The organism is Aeromonas sp. QDB68 (assembly GCF_027707405.1).
Taxonomy (GTDB): domain Bacteria; phylum Pseudomonadota; class Gammaproteobacteria; order Enterobacterales; family Aeromonadaceae; genus Aeromonas; species Aeromonas caviae.
Map to the genome: position 1 here is coordinate 1 of NZ_JAPCIQ010000143.1, position 6,477 is coordinate 6,477.

The following is a 6,477-nucleotide window of genomic DNA, read 5'->3' on the forward strand; positions in this document are numbered from 1 at the left end:
ATACCCCTCTGGAGGCCACAGACGGCGGGGCCTCCAGAGCACTTTGTCGTTTTTGGACGGAAAATCCCTAGAACCCCGTCTTGGCCGCGACACCGCCGACATGATCCAACTGATAAAAGAGTTTGATGCTCAGGGTGTCGCGGTTCGGTTTATTGACGACGGGATCAGTACCGACGGTGATATGGGGCAAATGGTGGTCACCATCCTGTCGGCTGTGGCACAAGCTGAACGCCGGAGGATCCTAGAGCGCACGAATGAGGGCCGACAGGAAGCAAAGCTGAAAGGAATCAAATTTGGCCGCAGGCGTACCGTGGACAGGAACGTCGTGCTGACGCTTCATCAGAAGGGCACTGGTGCAACGGAAATTGCTCATCAGCTCAGTATTGCCCGCTCCACGGTTTATAAAATTCTTGAAGACGAAAGGGCCTCGTGATACGCCTATTTTTATAGGTGTCTGGACTCGTGGGATCATGTACCCATGCGTAGCTGGCCGCTCTTCAAGGCCAGACACGTTTTGCGTACACTGTTCCAATCCGACTCTTCACTGGCAACTCGATGACCCAGGCACTGCACAGCCAAGCCCGTACTACCCACCTGATCCGTGAGGAAATCAGGAACTCGACGCTCCCGCAGGCCGAACTGGCCAGGATGTACAACGTCACCCGCCAAACCATCCGAAAGTGGCAAAACCGCGAGTCTCCTGAAGACAAGTCGCATGCGCCGAACAAGATGTACACGACGCTCACGCCCGAGCAGGAGCTCATCGTGGTGGAGCTGCGCAAGACGTTGCTGCTGCCCACGGACGACCTGCTGGCGGTCACGCGCGAGTTCATCAATCCAGCCGTCTCGCGTGCCGGCCTGGGACGTTGCCTGCGCCGCCACGGTGTCTCGGATCTACGTAACCTGGTCGAGCAGGAAGGCACTGCGCCCGCCACGAAAAAGACCTTCAAGGACTACGAGCCGGGCTTTGTGCACATCGACATCAAGTACCTGCCGCAGATGCCCGACGAGACGGCAAGGCGCTATCTCTTCGTTGCCATCGACCGTGCTACGCGCTGGGTCTTCATCGAGCTCTATGCCGACCAGACCGATGGCAGCAGTGGCGACTTCCTCAACAAAGTCCAGCAAGCCTGTCCCGTCAAGATCGTCAAGCTTCTGACCGACAACGGCAGCCAGTTCACCGACCGCTTCACGGCTGGCGGCAAGAAGAAGGAACCCAGCGGCACACACGTGTTCGACCGCCTGTGCAAGCAGCTCGGCATCGAGCACCGGCTCATCCCGCCTCGTCATCCGCAGACCAACGGCATGGTGGAGCGCTTCAACGGTCGTATCAGCGACATCGTCAACCAGACCCGTTTTGGTTCAGCTGCCGAACTGGAATCGACGCTGCGCAATTACGTCAAGATCTACAACCACAGCATTCCGCAACGCGCGCTCCAACACAAAACACCCGTTCAGGCGCTCAAGGAATGGCATGAAAAACGCCCTGAATTGTTCAGGAAACGCGTGTATAACCAGCCGGGTCTTGACATATAGGTTAATGTCATGATAATAATGGTTTCTTAGACGTCAGGTGGCACTTTTCGGGGAAATGTGCGCGGAACCCCTATTTGTTTATTTTTCTAAATACATTCAAATATGTATCCGCTCATGAGACAATAACCCTGATAAATGCTTCAATAATATTGAAAAATGACTTGGTTGAGTACTCACCAGTCACAGAAAAGCATCTTACGGATGGCATGACAGTAAGAGAATTATGCAGTGCTGCCATAACCATGAGTGATAACACTGCGGCCAACTTACTTCTGACAACGATCGGAGGACCGAAGGAGCTAACCGCTTTTTTGCACAACATGGGGGATCATGTAACTCGCCTTGATCGTTGGGAACCGGAGCTGAATGAAGCCATACCAAACGACGAGCGTGACACCACGATGCCTGCAGCAATGGCAACAACGTTGCGCAAACTATTAACTGGCGAACTACTTACTCTAGCTTCCCGGCAACAATTAATAGACTGGATGGAGGCGGATAAAGTTACAGGACCACTTCTGCGCTCGGCCCTTCCGGCTGGCTGGTTTATTGCTGATAAATCTGGAGCCGGTGAGCGTGGGTCTCGCGGTATCATTGCAGCACTGGGGCCAGATGGTAAGCCCTCCCGTATCGTAGTTATCTACACGACGGGGAGTCAGGCAACTATGGATGAACGAAATAGACAGATCGCTGAGATAGGTGCCTCACTGATTAAGCATTGGTAACTGTCAGACCAAGTTTACTCATATATACTTTAGATTGATTTAAAACTTCATTTTTAATTTAACTAGCTCCACCTTCAAACAAGGAATATCGTTGATGTCACTGTATCGCCGTCTAGTTCTGCTGTCTTGTCTCTCATGGCCGCTGGCTGGCTTTTCTGCCACCGCGCTGACCAACCTCGTCGCGGAACCATTCGCTAAACTCGAACAGGACTTTGGCGGCTCCATCGGTGTGTACGCGATGGATACCGGCTCAGGCGCAACTGTAAGTTACCGCGCTGAGGAGCGCTTCCCACTGTGCAGCTCATTCAAGGGCTTTCTTGCTGCCGCTGTGCTGGCTCGCAGCCAGCAGCAGGCCGGCTTGCTGGACACACCCATCCGTTACGGCAAAAATGCGCTGGTTCCGTGGTCACCCATCTCGGAAAAATATCTGACAACAGGCATGACGGTGGCGGAGCTGTCCGCGGCCGCCGTGCAATACAGTGATAACGCCGCCGCCAATTTGTTGCTGAAGGAGTTGGGCGGCCCGGCCGGGCTGACGGCCTTCATGCGCTCTATCGGCGATACCACGTTCCGTCTGGACCGCTGGGAGCTGGAGCTGAACTCCGCCATCCCAGGCGATGCGCGCGATACCTCATCGCCGCGCGCCGTGACGGAAAGCTTACAAAAACTGACACTGGGCTCTGCACTGGCTGCGCCGCAGCGGCAGCAGTTTGTTGATTGGCTAAAGGGAAACACGACCGGCAACCACCGCATCCGCGCGGCGGTGCCGGCAGACTGGGCAGTCGGAGACAAAACCGGAACCTGCGGAGTGTATGGCACGGCAAATGACTATGCCGTCGTCTGGCCCACTGGGCGCGCACCTATTGTGTTGGCCGTCTACACCCGGGCGCCTAACAAGGATGACAAGCACAGCGAGGCCGTCATCGCCGCTGCGGCTAGACTCGCGCTCGAGGGATTGGGCGTCAACGGGCAGTAAGGCTCTGAAAATCATCTATTGGCCCACCACCGCCGCCCTTGCGGGCGGCATGGATTACCAACCACTGTCACATTTAGGCTAGGAGTCTGCGCGGCAGAGCCGTGTGACCGGTTTTCTGTAGAGCACTGACGATGGCGGCGGCGCTCTCTGCAATTGGCAAGGCGTCGGCGCCAAGGATACCAATCTTGCGGCGCGCGGCGTGTTATGACGACTGGGGTGCATTTGAGCCGCCCCATTTAACCTTCGCCCTCACAGATACGCCATTCGCCTCAGATTTAGCGCCATGCAGACGAGCTTCCACTCGGCTTGCACCTTGTCCAGGCCCCTCATGCTGAACTGACGCAATCCCATCACCGCCTTGATCCAACCATTCGGAGCCTCCACGATCGACTTGCGCCGGCGGTAAGCTGCATCGCCTTGCTCCGTTTTCAATTTCGCCGCAATCGCCGCCGTATGCGGATGGGTCTTGGCATTGACCTTGGCATCTTCACGTCCCTCGCGGCCGAGGGCAACGATGACATCGCCGTGGTGATCGGCGACCTTTGCCAGAACAGCCTCACTACGGAATCCCGCATCCGCCAGCGTCTGGGCCGGCATTTCTCCGGTGTTGGCCTGAACTGCTGCCAGCATGCCCAGCAGCGCCTGACTGTCCGCGGCGCAGTTGGTCAACTCCGCCGCCACGATGATCTGGTGCTCGGCATCGACCGCTGTGTACCCGTTGTAGCTCTGCTCGGAGCCACCACCGGCGTGTTTCATGATCCGGCTGTCCGGATCGGTGAAGCTTTCCTGATCACGGTCATCCGGCACACCAAACTCGCGTTTGTACGAGCCACCGCCCTTGTCCGAGCCATCCGGATGGCGAGGCCGGCGGCCATCGTCTTCGCTGCGCCCCCGGGCCTGGTCCGCTTCACGCTGGCGCGCTTCCAGGCGCGCCTTTGCCGCCTGGATCGCCTCCAGGCGCTTCTCGCGGCGAGAAATCTCGGCAGGAATGTCCAGCTCCGGCTCGTTACGCTCCTGGTCGTCGGTAGCCTTGGCGCGATCAAGCAGCGCCTTGATCTCGCAATGCAATTCGTCCTCGGCCGGCTTCATGCGCTTATAGCTCATCGCCTTGTGGTCGCCATGTTTGGCGGCTTCGTATTCAGGTTCTTTAGAGAGATCCTTTAGATCGCCGTTCCTCACTACTGCCGGGAAGTCTCCCCAGGGAGCACGTTCGGCCTTATGTTCGGTCATGGTTTCAATCCCGGTCAGCGTCCCATATAGCCCCGAAACCTGCCAGGTGGGCCAAGATAGACCAGGCACCATAAGCAATAGGGCTAGGGTTGGTTTTGCTCACCCAACGCCTGAAGGTTCGGGTTCCCTTTCCGCTGCCTCTCTCACCAGGCAAACCAACGAGATCAGCGACATCAACGCCACTGAGAGGCTTACTAAGCCCTTTTCGTTGCCTAATCAGCTCCAACACCTCTTTGATTTCATCGGCGGTTGGAGCCTGCCAATCTTCAGCGAACGGCCTAAGCGTTTCAGGTCTAATCATGCGATAAATCCTCAAATAGCCCCGGTCAATGCCGGGGCTTTTTTATCAATGGGTAACGGTCGCGGCGGCCTCCCGATACGCCTTCAGTTCAATCAAGAGCAAGCCAAGCTCCCGCATCTTCATGCGCGGCATATGAACGGGGCGGCGGGCCGTCAGAGCGTCGCCAATGTGTTTTGCAAGTGATACAATATCCGTATTCATCGCGTTTATCCTCAAATTGACCGGTGAAAGCCCCTGTGATTGGTTGCAGCCATACCAGGGGCACCATTTCTTTTTCTACCTATGCACCTCCTTTAAGAGCCCCGGCCATCACCGGGGCTTTCTGTTGCTAGTCTATTGCGGCCAAGATGGCCTCTTTTTCGTCATGCTCACAAGCCCAATCCCGCAAGCTGTGATACAGCCTTGAAAACCGCTCCTGGTCAGCGCCTTCTGTGTGAAATGACAGATGGCTATAGAGGTAGAGGCAAGCGGTAATCCCGGCAGCATCGGCGCTCATTTGGCCACTAAAGTAGTTCATGGCCTCGATGTTCAGCATTTCATCACGACGCCCAGGAGCCATATAAAAGCCGCCGTTCGACAGCTCCCACATAAGCCAATAAGCCCCGCGATACTCGCGGCAGAGCCCTTTCATTTGCTGGTAAAGCATCGACTCGAAAACCACATAGAAACGGCCTACATAGCGGGGCATTGCAGCCATACGGCGAGGGGTGGCGACCAGGGAGCAGATCAGGGGATTAAGTTCTGTTTGCATCATCGGAGTTCTCCGGTATTGACCGTGGCGGGTGCCCGGCCTTCTGAGATATATAATAGGCCATTTTGGCCTATTGTGTCAAGCGGGTACAATAAAAAATAGGCCAAATCGGCCTACTTTTTTTCTCTCCAACTGAGCCACATTTTATTCAGCTCCAGGCTGCGGGCTGGCCAATCTGGCAGATTCACCGCATGGGCGCGGTAGTTGATCCGAGTATTCAGAGTGCAACGGGGAAAGGGGTTGGCCACCTTGCAGTAACGATAAAACAGACCGACGAGGCGAGCACCGTAACGATCACGCTCCCAGGTCAAAACGTTGTGCATATGCTCGCGGCGTTCGCGTATCCATTCTCGATAGAGTTGGTGAAAGGTGCGGTTAGCTGTGTGGATCATCGGAGTTCTCCGGTATTGACCGTGGCGGGTGCCCGGTCTTCTTAATTAAGATTATAGGCCAAAATGGCCTACTATGGCAAGAAAAAGCGCGCTCTACGTTAAAAAAATCACGTAGTCGCGGGGGATTGCCGCCAAGATTTCGCATAGCGTCGCCTGATTTCGTACGTACGAAATGGGCCACCTGGTCGAGCTGCTGCCGATGCCTGGTGAGTTGGCCACCTGGTTGATTTCCTTCTGGCGTCCAGATCTGAACTTGGCCACCTGGTCGAGCTGCTGCCGGTGCCTGGTAAGTTGGCCACCTGGTTGATTTCCTTCTGGCGTCCAGATCTGAACTTGGCCACCCGGTCGAGCTGCTGCCGGTGCCTGGTAAGTTGGCCACCTGGTCGAACTGCTGCCGGATCTAAAGGTGGAATATTAAGCAGGTAGTGATAGACTGAGATCCAGCATGGCTATACGCCTGCTAACCCCTCAAAAGAAAGCAGCCTCTAGGGGGTTCTAGGGATTTTCCGTCCAAAAACGACAAAGTGCTCTGGAGGCCGCGCCGTCCGTGGCCTCCAGAGGGGTAT

General features: G+C 56.0%; 7 protein-coding genes and 1 pseudogene. 4 read left to right on the forward strand and 4 right to left on the reverse strand.

What is annotated here, in order from left to right:
• The 4 genes from PG892_RS21020 to PG892_RS21035 form a co-directional block, all read left to right on the forward strand.
• Positions 1 to 433 (forward strand): recombinase family protein (locus PG892_RS21020; protein ID WP_270825807.1); only part of this gene is annotated, 433 nt, incomplete at its 5' end.
• Between the two features lie 122 nt (positions 434 to 555).
• A complete protein-coding gene (locus tag PG892_RS21025) occupies positions 556 to 1,536 on the forward strand; it encodes an IS481-like element ISKpn27 family transposase (RefSeq protein WP_013213985.1) in 981 nt (326 codons plus the stop codon).
• Between the two features lie 74 nt (positions 1,537 to 1,610).
• Positions 1,611 to 2,261, forward strand: coding sequence for a class A beta-lactamase (gene bla / locus PG892_RS21030; protein WP_045286946.1), 651 nt, complete (start codon positions 1,611 to 1,613; stop codon positions 2,259 to 2,261).
• 94 nt (positions 2,262 to 2,355) lie between these two features.
• Positions 2,356 to 3,237, forward strand: coding sequence for a carbapenem-hydrolyzing class A beta-lactamase KPC-2 (locus tag PG892_RS21035; RefSeq protein WP_004199234.1), 882 nt, complete (start codon positions 2,356 to 2,358; stop codon positions 3,235 to 3,237).
• 249 nt (positions 3,238 to 3,486) lie between these two features.
• Here PG892_RS21035 and PG892_RS21040 read toward each other — a convergent pair.
• The 4 genes and pseudogenes from PG892_RS21040 to PG892_RS21060 all read right to left on the reverse strand — a co-directional run.
• A pseudogene (locus tag PG892_RS21040) lies at positions 3,487 to 4,350 on the reverse strand (IS1182-like element ISKpn6 family transposase); the annotation flags it as partial.
• A 463-nt stretch (positions 4,351 to 4,813) separates the two neighbouring features.
• A complete protein-coding gene (locus PG892_RS21050) occupies positions 4,814 to 4,969 on the reverse strand; it encodes a hypothetical protein (RefSeq protein WP_013213988.1) in 156 nt (51 codons plus the stop codon).
• Positions 4,970 to 5,096: 127 nt separating this feature from the next.
• On the reverse strand, positions 5,097 to 5,522 hold the full coding sequence (locus PG892_RS21055; RefSeq protein ID WP_013213989.1) for an antirestriction protein: 426 nt from the start codon (positions 5,520 to 5,522) through the stop codon (positions 5,097 to 5,099).
• Positions 5,523 to 5,632: 110 nt separating this feature from the next.
• On the reverse strand, positions 5,633 to 5,911 hold the full coding sequence (locus PG892_RS21060; RefSeq protein WP_013213990.1) for a hypothetical protein: 279 nt from the start codon (positions 5,909 to 5,911) through the stop codon (positions 5,633 to 5,635).
• Between the last annotated feature and the right edge of the window lie 566 nt (positions 5,912 to 6,477).